This window comes from Aquimarina acroporae, assembly GCF_023195925.1.
Lineage (GTDB): Bacteria > Bacteroidota > Bacteroidia > Flavobacteriales > Flavobacteriaceae > Aquimarina > Aquimarina acroporae.
The window spans coordinates 58,223-81,003 of sequence record NZ_JALPRE010000003.1; the positions used below are offsets into that span (position 1 = coordinate 58,223).

The 22,781-nt window shown below is 34.3% G+C and carries 16 protein-coding genes; 6 read left to right on the forward strand and 10 right to left on the reverse strand.

Translation table 11 applies throughout. The annotated features are described in order from the left end of the window. Position 1 precedes the first annotated feature (1 nt). Together M0D21_RS04875 and M0D21_RS04880 are read left to right on the forward strand one after the other, a co-directional pair. Positions 2-1,342: a dihydroorotase gene (locus M0D21_RS04875; protein WP_248327326.1), complete on the forward strand. Its 1,341-nt coding sequence runs from the start codon at positions 2-4 to the stop codon at positions 1,340-1,342. Next, entirely contained in the window at positions 1,339-1,839 is a 501-nt protein-coding gene (locus M0D21_RS04880) for a DUF4296 domain-containing protein (protein ID WP_248327327.1), read from the forward strand. Before M0D21_RS04875 ends, M0D21_RS04880 begins: the two co-directional genes overlap by 4 nt. Here M0D21_RS04880 and M0D21_RS04885 read toward each other — a convergent pair. Beyond that, positions 1,814-2,821, reverse strand: coding sequence for an NAD-dependent epimerase/dehydratase family protein (locus M0D21_RS04885; protein ID WP_248327328.1), 1,008 nt, complete (start codon positions 2,819-2,821; stop codon positions 1,814-1,816). The two genes, M0D21_RS04880 and M0D21_RS04885, sit on opposite strands and share 26 nt — an antisense overlap. Further along, on the reverse strand, positions 2,821-5,643 hold the full coding sequence (locus M0D21_RS04890; RefSeq protein WP_248327329.1) for a CHAT domain-containing protein: 2,823 nt from the start codon (positions 5,641-5,643) through the stop codon (positions 2,821-2,823). Before M0D21_RS04890 ends, M0D21_RS04885 begins: the two co-directional genes overlap by 1 nt. 147 nt (positions 5,644-5,790) lie before the next feature. On the opposite strand from M0D21_RS04890, the gene tyrS reads away from it, so the two are divergent. Further along, positions 5,791-7,086 (forward strand): tyrosine--tRNA ligase, encoded by a 1,296-nt coding sequence (gene tyrS, locus M0D21_RS04895; protein WP_248327330.1) that lies wholly within the window; start codon positions 5,791-5,793, stop codon positions 7,084-7,086. Positions 7,087-7,205: 119 nt separating this feature from the next. Here the strand turns inward: tyrS and M0D21_RS04900 are convergent, their stop codons facing one another. Then, on the reverse strand, positions 7,206-9,602 hold the full coding sequence (locus M0D21_RS04900) for an outer membrane beta-barrel family protein (protein WP_248327331.1): 2,397 nt from the start codon (positions 9,600-9,602) through the stop codon (positions 7,206-7,208). A gap of 266 nt (positions 9,603-9,868) precedes the next feature. Between M0D21_RS04900 and M0D21_RS04905 the strand changes: the two genes are divergently transcribed. Together M0D21_RS04905 and M0D21_RS04910 are read left to right on the forward strand one after the other, a co-directional pair. Further along, positions 9,869-10,930: a sensor histidine kinase gene (locus tag M0D21_RS04905; RefSeq protein WP_248327332.1), complete on the forward strand. Its 1,062-nt coding sequence runs from the start codon at positions 9,869-9,871 to the stop codon at positions 10,928-10,930. Positions 10,931-10,954: 24 nt separating this feature from the next. After that, a complete protein-coding gene (locus tag M0D21_RS04910; protein ID WP_248327333.1) occupies positions 10,955-11,674 on the forward strand; it encodes a LytR/AlgR family response regulator transcription factor in 720 nt (239 codons plus the stop codon). Positions 11,675-11,866: 192 nt separating this feature from the next. Here the strand turns inward: M0D21_RS04910 and M0D21_RS04915 are convergent, their stop codons facing one another. The 5 genes from M0D21_RS04915 to M0D21_RS04935 all read right to left on the reverse strand — a co-directional run bounded on the left by M0D21_RS04915 (position 11,867) and on the right by M0D21_RS04935 (position 15,392). After that, positions 11,867-12,316, reverse strand: a complete 450-nt coding sequence (locus tag M0D21_RS04915; RefSeq protein WP_248327334.1) for a YHS domain-containing (seleno)protein — start codon at positions 12,314-12,316, stop codon at positions 11,867-11,869. Between the two features lie 85 nt (positions 12,317-12,401). Then, positions 12,402-12,920 carry a DUF350 domain-containing protein gene (locus M0D21_RS04920; protein ID WP_248327335.1) on the reverse strand — a complete coding sequence of 173 codons (519 nt, stop codon included), beginning with the start codon at positions 12,918-12,920 and terminating at the stop codon, positions 12,402-12,404. After that, positions 12,910-13,950: a hypothetical protein gene (locus tag M0D21_RS04925; protein ID WP_248327336.1), complete on the reverse strand. Its 1,041-nt coding sequence runs from the start codon at positions 13,948-13,950 to the stop codon at positions 12,910-12,912. Before M0D21_RS04925 ends, M0D21_RS04920 begins: the two co-directional genes overlap by 11 nt. Before the next feature lies 1 nt (position 13,951). After that, a complete protein-coding gene (locus M0D21_RS04930) occupies positions 13,952-14,932 on the reverse strand; it encodes a LuxE/PaaK family acyltransferase (protein ID WP_248327337.1) in 981 nt (326 codons plus the stop codon). A 112-nt stretch (positions 14,933-15,044) separates the two neighbouring features. Continuing rightward, the gene (locus tag M0D21_RS04935) at positions 15,045-15,392 is read right to left on the reverse strand and encodes a T9SS type A sorting domain-containing protein (RefSeq protein ID WP_248327338.1); all 348 of its coding nucleotides are present in this window, start codon (positions 15,390-15,392) and stop codon (positions 15,045-15,047) included. Between the two features lie 292 nt (positions 15,393-15,684). On the opposite strand from M0D21_RS04935, the gene M0D21_RS04940 reads away from it, so the two are divergent. After that, positions 15,685-17,091 (forward strand): MATE family efflux transporter, encoded by a 1,407-nt coding sequence (locus M0D21_RS04940; RefSeq protein ID WP_248327339.1) that lies wholly within the window; start codon positions 15,685-15,687, stop codon positions 17,089-17,091. A 79-nt stretch (positions 17,092-17,170) separates the two neighbouring features. Here the strand turns inward: M0D21_RS04940 and M0D21_RS04945 are convergent, their stop codons facing one another. Further along, on the reverse strand, positions 17,171-19,390 hold the full coding sequence (locus M0D21_RS04945) for a hypothetical protein (protein WP_248327340.1): 2,220 nt from the start codon (positions 19,388-19,390) through the stop codon (positions 17,171-17,173). A 65-nt stretch (positions 19,391-19,455) separates the two neighbouring features. Then, positions 19,456-22,296: a TonB-dependent receptor gene (locus M0D21_RS04950; protein WP_248327341.1), complete on the reverse strand. Its 2,841-nt coding sequence runs from the start codon at positions 22,294-22,296 to the stop codon at positions 19,456-19,458. Positions 22,297-22,781 lie beyond the last annotated feature (485 nt).

Genomic DNA, 22,781 nt, shown 5'->3' on the forward strand with positions numbered 1-22,781 from the left:
TATGGATAAGGTATTAATCAAAAATGCCAACATTGTTAACGAAGGAAAAATTTTTAACGGAGATGTGTATATCGAGAATGGAGTTTTTAAGGAAATAGCTGCACAGATAAGCGCAAAATCTCCAGATATTCACATTTTTGACGCTGAAGGGAAATATTTATTGCCAGGAGTAATAGATGATCAGGTTCATTTTAGAGAACCAGGTCTTACTCATAAAGCAAATATTGAAACTGAATCTAAAGCAGCTGTGGCTGGGGGTATTACCTCTTTTATAGAAATGCCAAATACGGTTCCGCAAACTACAACTATAGAAAAACTAGAGGAGAAGTTTGAAATTGCAGCTAAGACCAGTTATGCAAATTATTCTTTTATGTTTGGTGGAACCAATGATAATCTTGAAGAAATTTTAAAGGTAGATCCTAAAAATGTTGCAGGCCTTAAGTTGTTTTTAGGCTCTTCTACAGGAAATATGCTGGTAGATAATCCAGAAGTGTTAGAAAAGATATTTTCTTCTACAGATTTGGTAATCTCGGTACATTGCGAAGATGAGCAAACAATACGAGATAATACTGCAAAATATAAAGAGCAATACGGGGATGATATTCCTATTGAACTACATCCTATTATTAGAAGTGAAGAAGCATGCTATATTTCTTCATCTAATGCTGTAGCTTTGGCCAAAAAGACAGGGGCCAGGTTACATGTTTTTCATCTTTCAACAGCTAAAGAATTAGAGCTGTTTACCAATAAAATACCCCTTAGGGAAAAGAAGATAACTGCCGAAGTGTGTATTCACCATTTATGGTTTTCTGATCAGGATTACAAAGAAAAAGGAACACATATTAAGTGGAATCCTGCAGTAAAAACAGCCAAAGACAGAGATGCGTTGTTCGAAGCATTACTAGATGATAGATTAGATGTGATTGCTACAGATCATGCTCCTCATACGCTTGAAGAAAAGAAAAACATGTATACCAAAGCGCCATCTGGAGGACCATTGGTACAGCATGCGTTGCCAGCTATGTTAGAGTTTTATCATAAAGGTAAAATTAGTTTGGAGAAAATAGTTGAAAAAATGAGTCATAACCCTGCAATCTTATTTCAGGTAGAAAAAAGAGGGTATATCAAAGAAGGCTATTTTGCAGATGCGGTTTTGGTGGATCTAAATGCTCCATGGACCGTAAATAAAGATAATATTGCCTACAAATGTGGGTGGTCTCCATTTGAAGGAACCACATTTAAATCTAGAATTACACATACATTCATTAATGGAAGTCTGGTGTATAAGAACTTTAAATTCTATGATGTTAAAAACGCACAAAGATTAACTTTTGAAAGATGATACTAAGAGTTTTATTTTGTTTTGTTCTTGTTCTAGTTTTTTCATGCCAGAGTATAGAAAAATTTTCTAAACCAGAAGTCGTTCTTGAAGAAGATCTGATGGTAGAAATACTTACAGAAATAGCCTTTATAAAGGCAGCCAAAGCTTCTAGTAGAAAAGTTTTTGAAGAAAAAATGATCAATCCTGAGTCTTATATTCTTAAGAAGTATGATATCGATAGTATTGTTTTTGCTGAAAATAACTTGTGGTATTCGGGTCAGCTGGAGAGATATGAGAAAATTTTTAAAAGAGTAAAAGCAAACGTTGATAGCTCAAAAGTGCGTTTTGAAAAAATTAAAAAGAAAGAAGATTCAATTAAAAGAATAGAAGATTCTATCAAAAAGGCAAAAGATACTCTTGATGTAAAAGATAAATTGGTGCCATCTCAAGAAGAAATGGAAAAAGAGATTGAAAAAGCCCGAAATAAAAGATTCAAAAATTCTTCAGAAGAAGAGTAGCGGTTTCTTTAATGGCTTGCTCAACAGGAGTAAATTTGTAATTAAGAGTTTCTTTTATTTTATCATTCTTATATAAAGAAACGGTAAATGCACTTCGTATCGACGATTTAAAGATAGATCGTTTCGTTCTAAACAAAAAGTGCCCAATTCTCTGTAACTCATAAGCGATATTCATAGTAAAAGGAGAAATCTTTTTTGAGGGAACCGGTTTGTTTAATGCTTTTGCAATTTGTGTGAATGCACTTTGGTAACTCATGTTTTTGGCAGTGAGAATATACCTTTGATTTGAGTAATTCCCCGTAGTAAGTAAATACATGATATCTACTACATCATTAACCCCGATGTATCCCGATGTACCGGTGGTATAATATTTCATTCCTGAGTTGATTCTTTTAAATAGAATTCCGCTACCACTATTAAAAAAACCTGGACCAATAATAATACCCGGATTTACGATTACTGCTTGTAATCCTTCTTGAATTCCCCTCCATACTTCCATTTCTGCGCCATATTTACTTATGGCATAAACAGAGTTAGGAATTTCGGGATTCCATTCTGCTGTTTCATCAATATACTCTCCCGTACTGTTTTCTCCTAAGGCGGCAATTGAACTTACATAGCAAAGCTTTTTAATAGAATGAATCAAACAAAGGTTAACAATATTGGCTGTACCCTCAATATTGACTTTACGCAGTTTTTTAAAATGCGATGGATCGAAACTTATTTTGGCAGCACAATGATACACCTGCGTAATATTATCAAAAGCATCTGTGAGTGAAGGAATATCGGTAAGATCTCCTTGATACCATTCTATGGTGTTATATAAGGATTCATCTTGTTCAAAATAATAATCAAACAATTTTTTAAACTGCTCTTTTTTGGTTTCAGAACGATAGAGTGCTCTTACTTTTTTTTGTTCCCGTACCAGTTTCATTACCAGATGGGCACCTACTAAACCTGTTGCTCCTGTTACTAATATCATTATGTATGTTCTGTAATGCTAATGTAAGGAATTAACCTTCTATATTTGAGAATTTTGGTTTTGAATGATAGAAAAAGGATTATGCTTAAGATACATATACTAGTAATCCAATAAAGCCATTTGTGGTTATCAAAATGCATTGGTGTAGTTTCTCCAATTAAGTAAAAACTTCCCCAGTAGAATGGATGTGTTCGATCAGCATCTGCATAGTTTAGGTAGGTTAACTTAGCTTTTTGTAATGCTTCATTTTTTTTCATTCCTTGCTTAAGATAAGTGTAGAAATATTTCATTATTTCTGGGGTGGTTTCGTCAGAGACTTCCCAGCTAGATAGCAATAGGCTTTTGGTACCGGCATACTGAAATGCATGGCCCAGGCTCATAATACCTTCCCCTTTGGCTATTTTACCACTGCCAGTATTACAAGCGCTTAGTACAGCAAGCTCAGCAGGGATATTCAGTCCAAAAAGCTCATGGCTATATAAGTTGTTATCTTCTTCTGAATTTTCACTTTTTGTAAATAGAAGTTTAGAGTTCTCAGGGTTTTCATGATCAACTTTACCATGCATGGCAAGATGTAGAACATTGTAATTACTTGCATTTTTTTTAAAATTAGCTTCTATAGCTTGATCTCCAAAAAAATATTGGCCCTCCATAATTTTTGAAATAGACTTAATCTCTCTTCGAGTCCCTGGTAAGTCACTTTCTTTAGATGAAATAGCGTGTGTTTTTATACTGTTGGGACTTTGAAAACTTGCATTGCTGGAAAAAGAAAATGCTAAACACTCTTTTTGCACGTGTAAAAAATCAAAAATACTCTCATTTCGATCTGAAAACAATAAGTTAGCAGAATTGGCATATGAAACAATGTGTTTTTTTAATAGATAAGATAGTTCTTTCGGATTGTTAGAAATGTCCTTTTGATAAAGTAATAAATCAAAATTGAGATGCCATAAAGACCCATCGGGTACAATTATAAGCTCCCTACCCTTTAATAATGGGGCAATAGGAGAGATAAGATCCTGATATAACTGGTGAGCAATTGTTTTATAAGCTTTGGTATGTTTGTTGGCGATTGCCCGTCTAAATTGTGTTATTTTTTTGGGAATATTTAAAATATTAAGTGCTTTTATTTCGATTTTGTCCTTTGTTATCGCAAAAACATATGTAGTACTTTCTGAGGTAAAAAATTCTAACAAATCGGTCTCCTTATTTAACATTTTTTGAATTTCATCTACTAGAATGACAGAGTTTTGAAATTTAAGCCGATAATATTTGGGATGTTTGTCTTTAAAAATATTCGATAAAGAATCCTCTATTCTGTCGATATTAGCTATCTTTTTTTCGTATTCTTGAATTTTTGATTGATCTATATCGATATTAGAACTTTCTTCAATGATTCGGGATTGGTAAAATGCTCTATTAATTCTTTGAATTCTATCCATTTCTAATAGGTTGTCTGATAACCCAGAAAATTCCTTTGTTTTTGCTTCATTAATTAAATCCTTTAAGGTATTACCTTTACTTTTTTCTACGTAATAGATTATTTTTTGAGGTGTTTGTTGAGTTTTTGCTTCTTTATATAGCAGAAATTCTGCATCAACGGCGTCAGCATAGACTTTTCTTGCATTTTTGGCAAATGCCATTTTATCTTTATGGCTCTGGTAAGATTTTCTAATATAATCGATTAGTATGTCAGCTTGTTCATATATTTTTAAGCTACTATTTAAATCTCTTATATTTTTATCTTTAATAAATCTCTCTTGTAATACTTTCGCTTTTCCGTGTAGAATTTTTAGTAATAGCTTTGAGTCGTAATATTCACTTGGGGTAAATGTATCCCTGTTGTCTTTGGAGTATGGTTTCTTATTTGATACTATAGCCTTGTCAAAATAGGAAATAGTTTTGTTAAACTCATTAAGTTTCTTTTTTTTGACTTGAACGTCTATTATTAACAAATTTAAATCTACGATTTTTTGATCATCTTTGCTTAAGACGTTCATGTACCCATTAAGAGTTTTGTGATAATATTTTAGTGCACTATCATATTCTTTTTTGTCGTTGTAAATATTTCCGATGTCTAAACAAAGATCAGCGACATCTAAGCGATTTTCTCCATAAACATCTATTAGAATATTTAAACTTTTTTTGTAAAACAATAATGCTTTTTCATAATCTTCTTTAAGATAATAGAGCGCTCCTATATTCTTATAATTTTTGCCATTTTCAACATAATTTTTTCCAAATAATTTGGCGATTATATGTATGCTCCTTTCATAAAGATCAATAGCATTACTAAATTCCCCTTTTTTAGCAAGAATATCCCCAATACTATTATAAACAAATGCAACCATATCTGCTTTTTTGCAATATTGGAAGACTATTAGAGATTTGTTATAAGCTCTTAAGGCCATTTCATGGCGTAACAAATTTTTATAGGTGACACCAAGGTTTAAAAAACCGTATCCAGTATATAAATGATTCTTTCCATATCTTTGGATTGCTAACTTTAAAAATATTCTAAAGTAATCAAGGGCAATTTCATATTCATTAAGGTTTCTATAAACAAATCCTATCTGGGCGTAGTAAATCAAGATTTTCTCTTGATCTTGGTCGATCCGCTGTAACTCAAAGTCCAGTGCGTTTTTCAAATAAGTAAGAGATGTGCCTAACTCTTTTTTTGATAACCTAAACTGTGTTTTGTTAAGATATTGTGACTCTAATACGCTATCCTGTTCTACTTGAGCCTCTCCTCTACTAAATGAAATTATAAAAATTAAAAACCATATGGTTTTAACCAGCATAGGTGGTCGAGGTAGCGTCATGTTAATTAGTTTATATCCTTTATATAGTTAATATCAAATATCGTAAAAATGTTACCATAGAATCTTCATAGTTTTTCTATACCATTACTTTAGTTACATCTCGTGCTTATTTTTATCTTTGTCGCTCTTAAAAAGAATGATATAAAAATGGCTAAGAATTTTATAGAAGAATTACGCTGGAGAGGAATGCTACATGATGCAATGCCTGGTACCGAAGAATATCTAATAGAACAAATGCGATCTGCCTATGTAGGTTTTGATCCTACTGCTGATTCATTGCATATTGGTAATTTGGTTCCTATTATGTTATTGGCGCATTATCAAAGAGCAGGGCATAAACCATTTGCTCTTGTAGGAGGAGCTACAGGTATGATTGGTGATCCTTCAGGAAAGTCTGCAGAGCGTAACCTTTTAGACGAAAAAACACTTCGCCATAATCAGGAAGCTATAAAAAAGCAATTAGGAAGATTTTTAGATTTCGAAAGCGATGCTCCTAATGCCGCAGTTTTGGTGAATAACTACGACTGGATGAAGGAGTTTTCGTTTTTAGAGTTTATTAGAGATGTTGGTAAGCACATTACTGTGAATTATATGATGGCCAAAGACTCGGTAAAAAACCGAATTTCATCAGAATCTTCAGAAGGGATGTCGTTTACAGAGTTTACCTATCAATTGGTACAGGGATATGACTTCTTACATCTGTATCGAGAACACGAATGTACATTACAAATGGGAGGAAGTGACCAATGGGGTAATATTACTACTGGCACTGAGCTTATACGAAGAATTGCTGGAGGAAAAGGATATGCGCTTACTTGTCCGTTAATAACAAAATCTGATGGTTCTAAGTTTGGGAAATCTGAAGGGGGTAATGTATGGTTAGATGCCAAAAGAACATCTCCTTATAAGTTTTACCAATATTGGTTAAACACTAGTGATGAAGATGCAGAAAAGTATATCAAAATATTTACGTTTTTAAGTAAGGAAGAAATAGATGTACTTATAAAAGAGCATAAAGAAGCGCCACATATGCGAATTTTACAGAAAAAATTAGCAGATGAGGTTACGGTAATTGTTCATTCTCAAGAAGATTTAGATAATGCTATCAAAGCCTCGAATATTTTATTTGGAAAATCTACTTCGGAAGATTTAAAGCAATTGGATGAGGCTACTTTTTTAGATGTTTTTGATGGTGTACCTCAGGCAGAATTGTCAAAAGAAACTATTGCTACTGGTCTAGATATTATTGGGGCATTGGCAGAGGGGACAGGATTCCTAAAATCTAATGGAGAAGCCAGAAGAGCTTTAAAAGAGAATTCAATTTCTGTAAACAAAGAAAAGGTAAAAGAAGGTTTTTCTATTACAGAAGAAGACTTGATTAATGGTCAGTTCGTTTTACTGCAAAGAGGTAAGAAGAATTATTTTGTGATAAGAGCTATTTAAGTGCTTTTACATATTTAAAATTATTAAATCTCTTGATTCCTAGATAGAGTTTATGCTTTGGGAATCAAGAGATTTTTTATTGAATAGAACAAGGTTTTTCGATTGATGAATGCCCTCGATTAATTACCTATTCGGTCTTGTTCATCTTCTAGTCCAGATTTTCTCTGTTTTTTGGTTTTTACATCTTTATTACCGAAAGAATGACTTATATAAAATTGTACTGTTCGGCTATCGCTACCTCCGTTTCCGTCAATAAAAAGATCTCCAAATTGGGTAGTTCCCCTCCAAGGGATGGTATATAAGATATCGTTTCCGGTGAGCTTAACGGTCCAGTTATCCCATTTCTTTTGTAGTCCAATATTTAATGCTCCTAGAGAATCTGTATTATAGGTTCCACCCCAAATAGAAGGGCTGCTATACCAACCGCTAATCTCTAAATTGAACCCTTTATCAAGTTTAAATGTACTTTGGGCATAACCGCCATAGGTTGTTTGATCAACGGGAATAAAGGAAGGATCAGTAGCTTTAAAATTACTGTAAAATATGTACCCGCTCATATAAACACTCCACCAGTCATTTATTTTTTTTGGATATGAAATACTCAAATTAATGACTTCTTGATCTGCAACATTTCGAGTATTAATAAAATTTCTGTTTTCACCTTCTGCTTCAGTTACCTGTGCGAAAAAGTCATTTATATAAGAATAGCTCAAGCTGGTGGTAAGCGTATATTTATAAGTATGGGATAGTTTTATGTTATCGGTATACTGCGGTTGTAAGAATGGATTACCTCTCCTAAAACTTAGTTCGTCTAGTTGAAATTCAAAAGGATTTAATGCTTGGTAGTTTGGGCGTTGTATTCTGCGACTGTATAGTAAAGCTAAAGAATTATTTCTTGAGGCTTGGTAAGTTATACCTCCAGAGGGAAACCAATCTGTGTAGTTTCGCTCTACAATTTCGTTATCATTTTGACTAGATGATGTAAGGTTCCCTTTAGAATCAGTGTTTTCTACACGAAGACCTGCTTGTATTTTGAATTTTTTAATTCCAAAGCTGTAATTTATATAACCTGCGGTAACAACTTCATCATAAACAAAAGTGTTACTGCGATTCTCGTCTAATGAACGAATTCCGTTTTCGATGGTAAAGAAATCAAATATGTTATCAGTTTTAACAAAAGAAAGCTTTGATCCTATAGAAAGATTTCCCTTTCCTAGTTTTTGTTCATAATCGGCTTTGGCAACATAAATATCTATATCTATAGGAGTGTCTTGTTCGGTTATATTTTGGTTTAGGGGGCTCCCATCAGCAGTAACATAAAAGTTTGGTTGATTGTTGAAGCGATCTCTCTGGTAAAAGCCATAATTTAGGTCAATTAGCAAGCTTCTACCCAGTGTATCTTTATAACGATAATTGAAATTAGTATTTAAATTTAAACTTTCATTGTCACTGTTATTTGGTGCTAGCAATATACTATCGATTACACCTGTGTTTCGTTGTATAATTGGAGTCCTTGAATTTGTTTCAGAAGAAGCATCTCTATGAGATAAGTTGGCAGATATCCCAATCGTATTTTTTTTGTTAATTGTATAATCTGCCGAGGTTCTAATATTGTGATTAGTAACATCATTTTCGGTATTAGAACGGGCATCAAATATTTTATCTCCTTGTATTCGAAATAAATTAATGAAGTTGGTCGATTTTCCGATGAAATTACTGTAATTGGCAGTTAATGTCCATTTTTTAGTTTTGGTTGTAATTCCTATTTGACTATTATTTCTTAGAAAATCACCATAAGTTAAAGTGTTCGAAAAACTGCCAATTGTACCAAGTCCTTTTTCTCTCTTTAGGCGTATGTTGATAATTCCTGCGTTTCCTGCGGCATCATATTTAGATGAGGGTTGAGTAATGATCTCTATACTTTCTATCTCATCTGCTTGTAATGATTGTAAAAAAGAAGTAAGATCATCACCTTGAAGAAAGCTCTGGTGGTCATCAATATATATAAGAACACCACTTTTACCTTCTACTACAATATTATCATTATTGTCTACACGTACTCCTGGAGCTTTACGAAGTACTTCTAAGCTATTGTTTCCAGACGATGTAATTGTTTCGGCTACATTAAATACTGTTTTGTCAGGCTTAACCTCTACAATGGGTTTTTTGGCAGTAACCGTAACTTCTTCAAGAGATTCTGTGTTTTGTTCTAAAACTATAGTTTCCAATTCTAAAGACGGAGTAGAAAATAAAATGGATTTATTATAGGAGGTAAAACCAATACTGCTAATGGTAAGCTGATAAGTATTGTTTTCTATATCTTTTAGTAAAAATGTACCTTTTTCGTCTGTTATTCCGGCTTTCACCAGTTTTTGGTTAGAATTCCTTAAAATGACATTAGCATATGGTACAGGTTGATTAGCTGAATCTTTAACATTTCCGCTAATTGTTTGAGCGTAAAGAAGATTAATGGTACTTGCAATGAAGTACATAAAAATAAATAGTAACGATTTCATAATTTCTGATTTGATTCAAAGATGTGGACTTTCGATTATTGTTAAAAGGTGTTTTGGTTGAATGGCCCAATAGATCGACTAGTGGTCCTAGGGCGATTCAACGGTATATAGTACCACTGATCGAATAATTCTTCTCTAAGGTTTTGTTTAGAATTAACTTAGTTCAGTATCTTAGAATATCTATAGTGTAACTTTTGGGAGATATGGGGCATGTGGTTATATATGATACGAGTATATGTTTTTAATGAATCAAAAGACTAATAATTATGTGGAATAAAAGTATATTTGGTATTAGGTTGGGGGAATTTACAGTTGTTATTGCTGGCTATTTGTTGTTTTCTTGTATTTATCGTTTAACACTCTGGACCTCTTACCTAAATCAACCAGATCCGTTAAAATTACTCTTCAGTGTTTGGGAATGGTTTGATAATGCTGGATTACATTATTTAATAATGCTTTTAACCACCTTTGGGATTTGGGTATTAATTTTTAGAATATACAAACACTGGAAACTTCGTTATCGTTTATTATTACATTTGTTAACCTTACCATTTTTTATAATCGTAGTTTGGAAAGGTTATTACTGGGTTTGTGATCAGTTAGGTGTAAGTCATTTGGTAGGAGATCAAGAAAAATGGGATATTTATATTCCGGCTTTAATTTATTTTATCCAGTTTTCAATATTTCATGCTTATGAATCTTATATAAGTAATCAACGTAAAATCAGATATGAAATCGAATTGAAAAATGTAGCATTAAAAAGTGAACTTAGTGCTATTAAAGCACAGCTTAACCCTCATTTTTTATACAATGTGTTTAATACTATAAATGCGAGTATCCCTAAAGAGATGGAAGGTACTCGTGAGATGATTGCAGATCTATCAGATTTATTTCGATATCAACTGAGAGCGAGTAGAGAAGATATGGTTCCATTGAAGGATGAATTAGACTTTGTGCGTAAATATTTAGATTTGGAACAAAAACGGTTTGAGGATCGTTTGCATATAGATATTCAAGTCGATGAGGGGTTATTGAATCGCAAAATTCCACCAATGTTATTACAACCTTTGGTAGAAAACTCTGTAAAACATGGGATTTCTCCTTTAACCGAAGGTGGTAAAGTGACTATTATCATAAAAGAAGAGGAAAAAGGAAGGCTATTATTTGAAATTAGAGATACAGGAATAGGAGTTAAAGATAAAGTTAACATTATGAACACAGGGGTAGGCTTGAGTAATACACAAAAACGATTAGAGAAAATGTATAACTCGGGATTGTTTTTAGCTGATAATAAGCCACAAGGTTTAATAGTGCAATTTAGTATTTGAGCAAAAACAGTAATATAAAAAGATGTGAAAAAAGTAGTTATAGTTGACGACGAAAAATCTGGTCGTTCTTTGATTAAAGAATACCTAGAATCGCATCCTGATTTAGTTTTATTAGGAGAAGCTAATAATGGTGTAGATGCCATAAAGATTATCAATGAATTTAAGCCAGATTTGGTATTTATGGATATCCAAATGCCAGGAATGAATGGTTTTGATGTTTTGGAGCACTTAGAAGAGCTTCCACAGATTGTTTTTAGTACTGCATATGATCAGTATGCGCTTAAAGCTTTTGAAGTACATGCAGTAGATTATTTGCTAAAACCATATACCAAAGATCGTTTTGATACTGCTATTTCACGTATTGGGGATATAAAACAAATTATTCCTTTAGCCGAAGATCACATAGAGCAAAAACATGAATTTCCTAAACGTATTATTGTGCAGAAAGGTACAAAGTATGTTACCTTAAGTATAAATGAAATTTACCATATAGAAGCATATGGAGATTACTCTAAATTACATACAATTTCAGATACTTTTATAAGTAATCATGGTATCAGTACATTAGAAGAAAAACTAGATCCAAAGGAATTTTTACGTATTCACCGCAGTACCATTGTACATCTTGATAAGATTAAAGAAGTTGCAAAATATGGCAAAAGTTATATGCTTATTCTTCTAAATCAAGAAAATGTAAAAGTGAGTAGAGGGTATGCAGATAAGATCAAAGCTTTAATGTTTTAAATAGTATTAAAACAAGGGTTTAAAGAAGATTGTTGCGATGAAAGATGTAATTTTTATTCAATGATATTTGTAATCATAAAAAAACAAAGCCTACTTAGAGAAATCTTCGTAGGCTTTGTCAACTAACCAATCAATTATTGAAAAAAACTTAGCAATCAATGTGGCTCGACGCTACCACACCAAAAGTATCTTCTATTTTTTTGTTTTAATATTTTGCCAATTTTGATCTGCTTTGATTTGCAGTTTTTCTGCATCTTCTTCAATCCATTTGTCGAGAGTGTTTATTCCCCAGGAATTATAAAACAGATATAGTTTTCCGTCTCTTATCTCAAAGGTTTTGGGATTAATATCTACTTTTTCACTATTTACCGCTACTGCGTAAGCGCAATAACCTCCATATTGTGGTATGTATTTATTTGGATCTTTTTTAAATTTTTCAAGATTCTCCTGATTAGCAAATTTGTATTTTACATTGTCATGAGTGGTCACAAACTTACTGTTTCCTTTCACTGCTTTGTTATTGAAATATTCAGTTACATCATAACCCTCAGCGACAAAACTTTTACTCGTATTATAGTCGATATTCTGAGCGCTTATTGTGGTCACTACAACCAATAATAAAGCAGTTATTATTTTTTTCATCCTTTGTTTCTTGTAGTTTCATGTATTGAGTCGAAAAAAAATATAATCATTACAAGTTTAACATAATTATAAGATTTTTAAGGGGTTACATCAGGTAGTTGGTAACTTCTGGGTAAGGTACAAGAGCGCTTATGAGTAAACCAATACTGTCTTTTGCTATTAAAGTGATCGATAATAGGGTTGCAGAAATTATGATGGCTGTGGATACATTATTTTGTTGAATTTCTTTGAATTCATTAATCCCTTTTGTAAGCGCAGAGAATAATAAAAATACAGAAGTATTAATAAGGATAGCAAAGACAAATCCTATAAGTAAATATAATCCTGAGTATTGAATAATTTGCCCAAATGAAATGTTGTTATTCGAACTCATCGATAATCTTACCATATTGGTTATAGACGGAATTATTTCGGCAAGTATAATTCCAATGGATAAGATAATTCCAGCAGAGAAAATAGAAAATGCCATATTTTCTTCACTCAAAGAGATGTTTTTAAAGAAGACTTTTTGTAGAATTTTAAACGAAATGAATAAGATTAATACAGAAACCAAAATGGCAAGGGCGATTTCAATAAAAGCTAATGTTAATAGTTTAGTTTCCATGATGTAGAGTGTTAGTAAGCATGATTTGCCAATGGTTTATATTGTCAAAGGTATCCGGAAGTGTCCCAATGGTATAATGTTTATTGGTAGTTTCCCATACATAATACCTTTTCCCTTGATGTAATTTGTATGTTCCCTTTGCGGGAATGTTAAGTCCTAAAATAGAGTGCCTGTAATATTCACTGTTTAATATGGCGACATCATAGCCAAAATGACTAAGTATTGCATAAATAATTACGGTTCTAGTGTCACAATCCCCTTTTAAGTTCCCCATAAATCCTACTGGATTCTGTACTCCATGTGGTATGTTTCCAATACAACAGCTTGGGCATTTTTCAAGTATAGTTCTAATCGATTCTTCATAGTTTTCTGGTGCTTCACAGGCGCGTTGAAATACAAGAGCATATGGTATATCTTGTATGAAAGTAACTACCATATCGGCAAATTCGAATTGATTGAGTGAATTTGATGATTGTATTTCTTGCAATTGATTTAAGATAAGGTCTAACCTTGGGGTATCGTTATTTGCCAAGGATTGATATAGATCTCCCCAAGTGCCGGAATTGTATTTTGAATGCGACTTAAAATACTCTTCATTCGCTAATTCATAGTCTTTTTCGCGAACCGAAAAGTGGCCTTGAAATGAGTTTCCGTAATTGTCGTTCCACCTTCTATTCTGACTCAGTACAACAATAGAGTCCCCTTTTTCATATATTTTTTCGGTATAAATATTTTCTGAAATTTGCGGTTGTTGAAACTCTTGTATCGTATTTGAGATATTCTGAAATAGAAATCGAATCCCTAATAAAAAAACGAGAAAGAATACACTGTATTTTACATATCTCCAGGTAGACTTTTGGCTTTCTTTGTGCGTTATTCTTCCGTAAAGGAATGAAATAAAAAATAGAGTAAGTATAAAGGCGACAAAGGAAGAAACAGATAAAAATACTTTTATAAAGCTACTGCAAACTAGTGAGATTAGAATTATGGCTAAAAATGAAAAACAACCTGATCCTGTTTTTTTACTCATCTTATAATGCCATTAAATTACATCCTCGTATATCACTGTTGTCAAACCTTCCTAATACCTGAAAGCTTCCATCAGGATTAATTTTCCCCAAATCTTGAGTGGCTATAAAAGAACAAGAGTTGATGTTGGCCAGATCTATAACATTGATGCCTCCGGTTTTTCCTGTTGCTAAAAAAGATAGCGGATCTTCTGGACTTCGCACCATCACTTTCATCCATGGGGGGCAAGAAAAAGAACTATCTCCTTTAGAATATGCTTGAGAAAGTAGTTCGGTCATACCATATTCGCTATGAATTTTTGAAACTCCAAAGCCATTTTTAAGTGCATCATGCAGCTCATGACGTATCAGTTCTTTTCTTCTTCCTTTCATACCGCCAGTTTCCATAACGATGATGTTTTCGTTCAGCGATATGCTGTGTTGTTCAATAAGATCTAGCAAAGCGAATGAAACGCCTAGTAATATGGCTTTTTTATTTTCTGAAACAAGTGTTCGTAATATAGAAACCAGATTTTCTGTGTCATACAAATAGAATCCGCTTCTAGGTTGAGAACTATCTTTTATAAGTTCTTCGGCCATATATACCAATGAAGAGCCTTTCCTCTCGAGATACGAAGGAAGTAGTGCTAACACGGTGAATTGAGTTATGTCTCCATAGAAATGTTTGAACCCTTTTCTGAAGCTTTTTTCGTAGATATTGAGATCGGTAACATAGTGTTTACTGGCTACACTACCCGTGGTGCCACTGCTGGTAAATATTTGTTGAGGAGATAAAGTAGAACTTACAATTTTTTCTTGTTTAAAGAACTCAATAGGAAGAAATGGGATGTCTTCTAAATGTTTTACAGAGGTTTTTGTAACTCCAAGAAGGTTGCAAAATCTTTGATAAATTTTGGTGTTTATATATTGATGGTGAAAAATTTTTAATGCTACTTGCTCAAAATCAGAATTGTTTTGAATAGAAAATATGGAAGTTGACAGCATAAAAAAGTTCTACATTAACATGTAGAACAAAGGTATAAAAAACGGTTTCTATTTCTAGTTTTTTATGAAAATTTCAAACAAAAGGATAAGTGCTGACGAAACATAGGTATCCCTAGTCAATGATAAGTTTTTGTGTATCTTGATTTTTTCCTTCGGTGATCTTAATTACATAAACACCTGGGTTTAAATTACTGATATCTAGTTCCTTGCCAATTAAAACTTTGTACATAACTTTCTTGCCTAGAACAGTATAAATCTGAACGGTTTTAGTAAGTTGAAGATATGATGTGATGTATAATATGTCACCAGTTGCAGGGTTCGGGTAAACACGAAGTCCTTCGATTTTTTGTAAGGCCTTGGTTTCTTGTCGCTGAGGTGTGTTTGATTGCGCCTGAATCCCAGAGGTGAAGGACAAGCATATCAAACCGACAAATATTAATAGCAAGTAGATTTTTTTCATACAAAATTATTTTGGGGCAATAAAGATACAATTTTAAAATTAATTCTTTTAAAAAGATCTAAGTACTTTTATGTTAAATCCTTAAAAAAAGGTTAACCCGTATGTTAAAGTATGGTTTTTGCCTCAAATTATGTTTTGATATTCAAAAATAATGCCGCATATTTGTTGCATCATGAAGTTATAAAGAATTTATGTACATAATTGTGCACATAGTCACTCCGCGATTTAGAAGCTAAGAATTTCTTCCTTAGCCTCACACTACATATATTTTAAATTATAATTCTTTTACATCATGACTCAAAATAAACTCAATATATCTCGTTTATTCTCTTATTTTAAAGCTGCAATCGCAGGTAAAGAGCAAGAATTTACTTCTGGTAGTATACGCAAAGCCATTTTTATGCTTTCGGTACCTATGGTACTGGAAATGATGATGGAATCTGTATTTTTTCTGGTAGATGCATACTTTGTTTCAAGCTTGGGAGCTAATGCTATTGCTACCGTTGGATTAACAGAATCTGTGTTAACATTGGTATATGCAGTCGCCATTGGATTAAGTATGGGAGTTACGGCTATTGTAGCTCGTCGCATAGGAGAGAAAGACAGAGATGGAGCTTCTCAGGTTGCGGTACAATCTATTTTTCTAGGGGTAGGAATCGCTATTATCATAAGTGCAATTGGGATACTTTTTCCTAAAGAAATACTTGGGCTTATGGGAGGTGAATCTGGCCTTATTAGTGAAGGATATAAATATACTCAGGTACTTCTCGGAGGGAATGTGACTATTATGTTACTGTTTCTAATAAATGCCGTTTTTAGAGGGGCAGGAGATGCTTCTGTAGCGATGAGAGTACTCATATTTTCTAACGTGCTTAATATACTACTAGACCCATTATTCATTTTTGGTTGGGGCCCTGTTCCTGCTTTTGGAGTTCAGGGAGCTGCTATTGCCACTACCATTGGACGCGGTAGTGCGGTGATTTTTCAATTGCTTATCCTTTTTTATGGTTGGAGCTCTATACAAGTAGGATTCAAAGATTTGGTGTTTAGAGCACAAACAATGATGAATCTTGTCAAAGTTTCTTTAGGTGGAATAGGGCAATTCATTATAGGAACATCGAGTTGGGTGTTTTTAATGCGAATAATGGCTGAATTTGGTAGTGAAGTACTAGCAGGTTATACTATAGCCATACGTGTTTTAATGTTTACTTTAATGCCTTCGTGGGGGATGAGTAATGCTGCAGCTACCTTGGTAGGACAGAATCTGGGTGCTCAAAAACCCGATCGTGCCGAGCAATCGGTTTGGAAAACAGGCAAATACAATGCCTATTTTATGCTAGGTGTTTCATTGTTTTATTTGCTATTCGCTGAGATGATTATCAAAGTTTTCAGTAGTGAAGCATTAATTATAGAATATGGAGCTCTTAGTTTACGAGTTATTGCTGCTGGATATGTATTTTATGCATATGGGATGGTAATTATTCAATCGTTCAATGGTGCGGGTGACACCAAAACACCTACCATCATTAACTTCTTTTGTTTTTGGGTTTTTCAACTACCGTTTGCTTATTTAGCTGCTCTTGTTTTTGAATGGGGAGCTATGGGTGTTTTTCTAGCCATTACCTTTGCAGAAGTTTTAATTGCTGTTATTGGTATTATTTGGTTTAAGAAAGGAACCTGGAAAGAAGTAAAAGTGTAACATACATTAAACTGTTTGAATATTAAAAAAGGCTGCCAACTGGCAGCCTTTTTCGTTATTTAGAAATAAGAGTCTCTGGTTAGAAGCCAATGGCCCAACCAGTAGCCCAGTCTGGAGCTGCAGCACCATTACCAGCACCAGTGTTGTTACCAACAGTGATGAAGTCTTGGTTTGCGCCAGTATAATTTGTTTGTTCTAATCCAGTAGCAGGATTATCAAACTGCATAGGATTGATAGAAAGAGCATCTGCTTCAAGTCTTACAGCTGCTTGAGCATCTGTGTCTTTTACATTTACTCCAAGGTCTACATTACTTGTATAGAAGTTTGTAATTGTAAAGTTACCTCCACCTTCTTTGAAGAAAAGAGCACCTTCAGTTACAGGTCCTACTACAGTAATATTAGAAAGTGTGGTAGTAGTTACAGGAGTAGCATCACCATCATCACCGTTGTTAGATCCTTCGATACCAGCTTTAGCTCCTTTAGAGATATACCAGTTAGATCCGTTTCCAGCCCATCCATCGGCGAAGTCGATAGAGTCGTCACCACTTCCGATAGAAACAAGGTTGTTACCAGTTACAGTTCCACCAAAGAACTCAATTCCATCATCACCTCCATTAAGAGATTGTACGAATTCGAATGTAGTTCCAGAACCAACACCGAAAAGAGATACACCGTTAAATTCTTTATCGTTAGAGAATGTAGCACCAGTGTACTCAACTCTTAAATAACGAATAGATCCAGAGTTATCTGTTGCGTTGCTACCACCGTATAATAAATCTGCAACTTCAGAAGTTACGTTTGATCCTTTGTTTGTTGGAGCATCTCCACAAATTACTAATCCACCCCAATCTGCAGGAGCAGGAGTAGCAGCACCAGAAGTCATAACTACAGGGTCAGAAGCAGTACCGTTTATGAAAATTTGTGCACCTCTTTCAACAGCTATATAAGCAGCAGTACCCCCAGTAGCTTTGATAGTTGTACCTGCAGGAATCGTAAGTGATCCACCAGATTTTACAACAAAAGCACTAGTAAGAATGTATTCTACATTAGCGTTTAAAGTAACATCACCAGTTACTTCACCTGCAATATTTTCAGAACCAGCAGAACTGTTATCAAGACCAGTAGTCCATCCTGCTGCCCAATCTGGAGCAGCCGCACCATTACCGGCACCAGTTGCAATACCTTCAGTAAAGAAAGATTGGTTAGCACCAGTATAGTTAGTTGCTTCAAGACCTGCTGGAGCATCAGCAAATTGAATATTTGTAATGGTTAAATCACCATTTTCGATTCTTACAGCAGCTTCAGCATCTGTATCTTTTACGTTTACTCCAAGATCAACATTACTAGTGTAGAAGTTATTAATAGTGAAAGTACCTCCGCCTTCTTTGAAGAAAAGAGCACCTTCTGTTACAGGTCCTACTACAGTAATATTTGAAAGCGTAGCCATAGTTACAGGAGTAGCATCACCATCGTCTCCATTGTTAGATCCTTCGATACCAGCTTTTGCACCACCAGAGATATACCAGTTTTCTCCTTCTCCAGCCCATCCATCAGCGAAGTCGATAGAATCGTCACCACTAAATGTAGAAACTAGGTTTTTACCATCTACAGTTCCACCGAAGAATTCGATTCCGTCATCTCCCCCGTTGAAAGACTGTACAAACTCTACAGTAGTTCCAGAACCAACACCGAAAAGAGATAAACCATTAAATTCTTTGTCGTTAGAGAACGTAGCTCCAGTATATTCTAATCTTAAATAACGAATAGATCCAGAGTTGTCTGTAGCGTTGCTACCTCCATATTGAAGGTCTGCTACCTCAGAAGTTACATTAGATCCTTTGTTTGTTGGAGCATCTCCAGCCACAACTAATCCACCCCAATCTGCAGGAGCAGGAGTAGCAGCACCAGAAGTCATTATAACAGGGTCGGCAGAAGTTCCATTTACAAATATTTGCGCACCTCTCTCAACTGCAATATAAGCAGCTGTTCCTCCGGTCGCTTTAATTACCGTTCCAGCAGGAATAGTTAATGCCGAACCAGATTTTACAACATATGCTCCTGTTAATTGGTACTCGATAGAAGCATCTAATGTTGTGTCTTCAGTAACATCACCATTAAGGGTGTTGTTTACCTCACATGGCTCACAAGAACCACCGCAATCAACGCCAGTTTCATCGCCATTTTGAACTCCATCAGTACAAGATGCCGTACCACCTGGAGAGTCATCATCACTGTTACACGATACAATCATCGCTACAGCAGCTAAAGATAACATACATGTAAAAAAGATTTTTTTCATTGTTTTTGAATTTTGATTAAAATTTGTTCTCGCTTTTTTTTAGGTTTAAGAGTAGGTTGGTTTAATTAGAATTTATAGGCAAATGAGAACCTTAAGTCATATCCTTTCTTATAGGATAACACAGTAATGTCTCGTTGCTGAAAATTTAAATTTAAACTTGGGTCATCATTAGTATCACCGTCTACGGCCTCTTGAAATCTCTCGATGTCTGGATTTAAAAGGTTTCTGGCAGATAATCCTAATGTGATATTTTCTGTTAATTGTGCTTTTGCGATAAAATCAACTGTAGGCACTCCTTTTTCGATAATATTTCCTTTTCCGAAGTTACCGATGGCAAAAATTCGGTCAGAAAAATAATTAGCGGTAAGTGTCAAACGGATGTTTCTATGTTCTGAAAAGTCGTTGTAAAAGCTTACGTCGGCATTTGCGACTAGGTCTGAAGCACCCGATATACCAGTATCGGTATAGGTAGGAATAAAACCTAGACCAGTGTCTTCTAGTACTTTTTCACCATCAAGTTCTTGAGTGGTGGTCATGTATGCCACATTTAACCCGGCGGTTAAGCTGTTTTTTAAGCTGTAATCAATTTTATCTACCTCGTTGTCGAAAAGCGTTTTTCTTAACTCTAATTCAGCACCAAGCGCAGTAGCTTGATCTCCTGTGTTTACCCAGGTAATATCATTGGATGCAGATTGAATCACTATTGAATTGATAGGGTTTTCAATAAGTTTCCCGAATACTCCAACCGATATGATTTCGCTGGATTTTGGAAAGAATTCCCATTTAAGATCAACGTTATAGTTTGTAGAAATATCTAAGTTTTCATTACCAAAATAATCCTGGTTTACTTCTTGGAATAAGAAAGGTGCTCTTTCTTTGTATTGAGGAAGTGTGTATGTCTTACTAGCAGCAAATTTCAGATTCGTTCTTTCATCTACAGCATATTTCAATGAAAGTGAAGGGAGAATTTCAAAAGTGTCTAATTCACTTTCGTCTCCTTGTGGTTCTAAAGAAGTAGACCATTCGATGTTTTGGTTAATCTGTTCTCCTCTTACACCAGCAAGAAGAGTGAATTTTGGAGAAAAAGCATACTCAAAGTTTAGGAAACCTGCATTAATCGTTTGGTCACCTCTATAGAACTGTGGGTCTAATGCATTAGGTACATCAACTGTTCCTCTGAAAGTGTTTATTCTATAAAGACCATTGTTAAGATTTTGTTGGTTAAAATACGCATCAACGTTATAGATATCTACATTGGGTTGCTCTGCTCTTGGAAATATCTGAAAGTTAAATTGTGTAGCTTCAAAATCTACATCTTTAAATCTACCGCTATATCCGAGGGTAATTTTACCTCTGTATTCGTCTTCAGCGTTTTTACTGAATTTGTAATCAGCTTTAAAATTTCCAGCGATTTCTTCTTCGATTAGGTCAGAATAAAATCTATGATTGTCTGAGGCAGCAGATACCAATAAGAATGATCTTGGTCCCTCAGGCTCACTAATTACTCTAGGAACCAATGTTACTTGTCGTCTGTTAGGTTCTGTACTTTCAAGGAAGTTGTAAGAAGCGCCCCAATTAATTTGAAAATTGTCAGAAATCTCATGATCTCCAAGTAATTGGTGTGTGATCAATTGAGTTCTTAAAAATACAGCTCTTTGAATAAAACCTCCACCATTTGGTGCGTCATCTTCAATATCAATAATACCAAAGAACTCTTGTTGTTGCTCACTAGAAGTGTTTAAATACAATGCATTGTAGCTAATTTTGTTGTTTCCATGCTTCAAACCAAGATTCCCCATTAAGGTGGTATTGGTATTGTAATTATAGTTGAAGAAATCGAAGTCGCTATTTGCTACAGAGTTTACCGTTACACCTCCTCTAGATATACCTTCTCTATAGGTGTATTTATTGCTGAATGATCCAACACCAAAAACACTCAATTTTGTGTCTCCACCAAAGATGTTATATGAATCTCCAAGTTTTAGAGAAAAACTTGAGTTAAGAGGAGCAGAACTTTCTCTTCTGTCCCAGCTTGTTGTAAAATTGTAGTTGTTTAATGGAAATGCAGGAATATCTGCATCATAAAATCCGGTACGGTTAGGTCCATCTGTTAAGAAAAAGTCATCTACTCCGGTAACTTCGGTGTTAATTCCGGCATTGAATCCTATTTCGATAAATCCGGTACCTTTATAATCTTTAGAGACAATATCGATATTGGCACCGCCAAAATCACCAAAGTTTTGAGCGTTATAAGTTTTATCAATACCGATTGTCTCAACAATACTGGTATTAAAAATACCTAAATCAATATTCTTTTTGGCCGGGTCATTAGAAGGTAAAGGTAATCCGTTAAAGGTTGTTACATTGTAGCGATCTCCCAAACCTCTTACAAAAACATTTCCTGATCCTTCTTGCTTAGAGATACCAGTTACTTTAGATACTGCGGTAGCTACATCACCTACCCCTTTTTTGGCAAGTTCTTGAGCTCCGATCGATGTTTTAAGAGTAACAGCTTCTTTCTGTTCAAGCAATAGTGCCTCTTCTCTTTCTCGATTGGTAACTACTTTGATTACTACCTCTTCGAGTGCAGCAGCTGTAGCCCCCATAGTTGCATCTACTACAGCAACCTTGTCTGCTTCTACTACTACATTTGGAATTTCTACGGTTTGATAACCTGTAAAACTAAATTCCAATGTATACGTACCTACAGGAACATCTGTAATTTCATACAAACCATCAAAATCTGTAGAAGAACCTTTAGTGGTTCCTTTTACGACTACATTGGCAAATGGAAGGGGTTGATTGTTCGATTCTTTGTCTAATAATTTACCGGCGATCGTACCGGTTTCTTGTGCAAAAGTAGCTCCAAAGCATACTAGTGCTAAAACTGTAAATATTTTTCTCATTTCTAAATTTCAAATCTGATACAAATAAATACGGTTTTACAGTAATTGATTTTATGCCACCATTATGGTTGTTTTAAGGGATTGTGATGCATGTTAGGGATTCTTTAAACTCAAATATTGCAGAGTTTTGGGGGAAATTTTAGACTTTGATTCAGTAAGAAAATTCTGCTTAATAGGGCTAAAAAACAGAGAGTTGACCAATGTAGAGATTTTTAAATTACGAAGATATTATTAGGAATGTAGAGGTAAGCTTGTTAAAAAGTTGATATTCCTAAAATATTATAGAAAAGTTATGTAACCGTTAAAACTGTAAAAATGGAGTCATTACGGTTAACATTGGGATAAAGTTTAATTGACAAAATTCAAGATTTGTACTTTTTGTTTTTTGTTAAAAGTATCTTTTCATTTGATTTTTAGGTAGTTACCATTATTTAAAAGAAAAACCCTAGGATTTCCCAGGGTTTTTCTTTTAAAATATTTTGAAT

Bases quoted from the DNA above. Each gene is read 5' to 3' on its own strand.
- M0D21_RS04950 (WP_248327341.1), bottom strand. From the start codon at position 22,296: ATGAGAAAAATATTTACAGTTTTAGCACTAGTATGCTTTGGAGCTACT.
- M0D21_RS04940 (WP_248327339.1), top strand. From the start codon at position 15,685: ATGACTCAAAATAAACTCAATATATCTCGTTTATTCTCTTATTTTAAA.
- M0D21_RS04905 (WP_248327332.1), top strand. From the start codon at position 9,869: ATGTGGAATAAAAGTATATTTGGTATTAGGTTGGGGGAATTTACAGTT.
- tyrS (WP_248327330.1), top strand. From the start codon at position 5,791: ATGGCTAAGAATTTTATAGAAGAATTACGCTGGAGAGGAATGCTACAT.
- M0D21_RS04890 (WP_248327329.1), bottom strand. From the start codon at position 5,643: ATGACGCTACCTCGACCACCTATGCTGGTTAAAACCATATGGTTTTTA.
- M0D21_RS04885 (WP_248327328.1), bottom strand. From the start codon at position 2,821: ATGATATTAGTAACAGGAGCAACAGGTTTAGTAGGTGCCCATCTGGTA.
- M0D21_RS04900 (WP_248327331.1), bottom strand. From the start codon at position 9,602: ATGAAATCGTTACTATTTATTTTTATGTACTTCATTGCAAGTACCATT.
- M0D21_RS04915 (WP_248327334.1), bottom strand. From the start codon at position 12,316: ATGAAAAAAATAATAACTGCTTTATTATTGGTTGTAGTGACCACAATA.
- M0D21_RS04925 (WP_248327336.1), bottom strand. From the start codon at position 13,950: ATGAGTAAAAAAACAGGATCAGGTTGTTTTTCATTTTTAGCCATAATT.
- M0D21_RS04875 (WP_248327326.1), top strand. From the start codon at position 2: ATGGATAAGGTATTAATCAAAAATGCCAACATTGTTAACGAAGGAAAA.
- M0D21_RS04920 (WP_248327335.1), bottom strand. From the start codon at position 12,920: ATGGAAACTAAACTATTAACATTAGCTTTTATTGAAATCGCCCTTGCC.
- M0D21_RS04935 (WP_248327338.1), bottom strand. From the start codon at position 15,392: ATGAAAAAAATCTACTTGCTATTAATATTTGTCGGTTTGATATGCTTG.
- M0D21_RS04930 (WP_248327337.1), bottom strand. From the start codon at position 14,932: ATGCTGTCAACTTCCATATTTTCTATTCAAAACAATTCTGATTTTGAG.
- M0D21_RS04945 (WP_248327340.1), bottom strand. From the start codon at position 19,390: ATGAAAAAAATCTTTTTTACATGTATGTTATCTTTAGCTGCTGTAGCG.
- M0D21_RS04880 (WP_248327327.1), top strand. From the start codon at position 1,339: ATGATACTAAGAGTTTTATTTTGTTTTGTTCTTGTTCTAGTTTTTTCA.